The organism is Roseiconus nitratireducens, assembly GCF_008629675.1.
Lineage (GTDB): Bacteria > Planctomycetota > Planctomycetia > Pirellulales > Pirellulaceae > Stieleria > Stieleria nitratireducens.
On the sequence record NZ_VWOX01000052.1, the window covers coordinates 1 to 2,077 of the forward strand.

The 2,077-nt window shown below is 54.7% G+C and carries 2 protein-coding genes; both read left to right on the forward strand.

Annotation, left to right across the window (positions count from 1 at the left end; genetic code table 11):
• Positions 1-460: 460 nt before the first annotated feature.
• Complete coding sequence (locus FYK55_RS28625; protein ID WP_150080043.1) at positions 461-934, forward strand: hypothetical protein; 474 nt, start codon at positions 461-463, stop codon at positions 932-934.
• 602 nt (positions 935-1,536) lie between these two features.
• On the forward strand, positions 1,537-1,986 hold the full coding sequence (locus tag FYK55_RS28630) for a hypothetical protein (RefSeq protein WP_150080044.1): 450 nt from the start codon (positions 1,537-1,539) through the stop codon (positions 1,984-1,986).
• The last annotated feature ends 91 nt before the right edge of the window (positions 1,987-2,077 follow it).

A 2,077-nucleotide genomic window follows, 5' to 3' on the forward strand; every position in this document is an offset into this window, starting at 1 on the left:
ACGTTCGTCGGATGATTAGAGCAGAACGTGTCATGCGGCCCCGAACTGTCGTCGGTGATGATCGAAGCGAACCACCAAATCAGTTGTGCTGTTCAATCCGGGTTCGGGTGGAAGCGGCTCAAACCAGATGCCATGTCTGCTGCATGACACGTTCCGACTCGCGTAACCAACGCCGACGGATGCATCGCCCCACGGTGCTATCACTAGCCGGCTCGATGATGACCGTTAGAAGAAACTGCAGACAATCACACAGTAACCAACGCCGTCGGATGGCCCGCCCCACGCGAGCGTCGTTAGCCGGTACGATGACGTTCATTGAATCAACGCTGCAGACACCAACACCGACCGAGGCAGTCGACGAACCATGGGATGCACGCGGAGGCCGCGAGTCAGGTTGGATCGGCCTTGCTGTATCATTCGCGCGGCCCCGGTGATCCCTACCGTTACCCGGCTGAATTGCATGAACCCGTACGATCCACCTGAAACGACGTGGCGACCTAACTCGTCGACGAAACTCCATTGGTTCGCCTTTGCCGCTGCTGCGACCCTCACGTCGTGGTCTAGCGATTGGCTGTTTTCCGATTTAGGAACTTTTGTCTCTACGCCGACAGAATTTGTTTTCTCAAATTTGCTAGTCTTCGCTTTTTCAGGAATGGTTGGCGCCGTCAATTTGTTTTCACCAAGACTCGGGCGGTTTCACTACTCGCCGCTTGCCCTTCGACTGACTGGTGGGGTTGTTCTAGGATTGGTTCCAATTCCCCTGTGGGGCGCGATCCAACCTTATCTTTGGGCGCTAGAACCATTGGTTCCCTACAAGACATTTCAGTCCACGATTATGATTTGCGTTCCAGTGGTGGTTTGCACAATGGTGGAGCGAATCATGCTGAAGTTTCGCGTGAGAGAGTCCGATGCTCCTGCACTCACGGAAACCTGAGTCTGCGAAATCGGGTAACAACGCGATGCACGACGAGTCGCCGAGCCATGACTGTTGAAGTGGATGATCGCTCGCGGCGACCGCGTGATCGCCAACGTTCCCGTGATCTTCCGCGTAGAACCAAGACAACCGACCGAGTGACCGTGTGGTTGGAAGAGTGCCACCTCTTCCGGTTTGGCCGACGCGCTGACCGGAAGGCTCGTGCCGTAGGAACCAGCGTATTTTCCAGGCTATTGGTCAAACGCCCAACTGCAGAGTGAACCAGAGAATCCGACCGGCCGATTCGTAGATGCCGCCCATTCAAACCAAACGCTGCGAACCGACGCCTGATTCCCAACTGGAATGCCCCCAATGCCGATCATGCGCGTAAGGTTGGAACCGCGGGCGATTGCCGGGTACCATTGTCCAATTGATGTTCGAAGATAGACGGGAACCATGCGATGATGCGGAGTCGCCGAGGACGGTTCTCGAAGACGTCCGGTCCAACGCGGCGACCCGCATATCGCCGGACGTTATCCCACTAAGACCTCACGTGGTACGTATCAGCGAAGCAGAGTCCCAGTATCGCTGAGGGATTTATTAGGGACGAATGGAGATAGGCGATGACAATTCGCATTCTGATGTTCGGTACGCTTGTAATGGCAATAGCCTTTTCGTTGCTAGGGTGGAACTGGGGCATTTCCGTTTTCGCAGCGGCGTGTGTTCCTTTCGTTGCGTGTCTTTCTGTTCGGAAATTCCTGGCTAGATTCAACGCGTTACGCATTGTCGCATTTTCCGCGTCATTCTTTGTGATCTACCTTTTTTCGTGTGGTCCATACATTGCGCTGCTTACGACGGTTTACGGATACGAGGACGCCCCACCTGCCGTTGACGCTATCACGCGAAGCTTATACGCGCCCCATTGGCTGCTGGCGGACGGTCCAAGTAACACTTCACCAGAACCGTCTTTGATCGACAAAACGGGGGCATTCATTAACGCGTACAATATGGAATGGCATTGGTTCGGTGGAGACATTGGTGCGTTTGTTCGCGCACTAACGTTTACCGACTGACGATTGGGATAACCATGTGATTCAACGGAGGACGGGTGGTCCGTTTTCTCGTCTGCTTGCAAGCCGTTCGCCCGTCCCCGCTGATCACTAT

Bases quoted from the DNA above. Each gene is read 5' to 3' on its own strand.
- FYK55_RS28630 (WP_150080044.1), top strand. From the start codon at position 1,537: ATGACAATTCGCATTCTGATGTTCGGTACGCTTGTAATGGCAATAGCC.
- FYK55_RS28625 (WP_150080043.1), top strand. From the start codon at position 461: ATGAACCCGTACGATCCACCTGAAACGACGTGGCGACCTAACTCGTCG.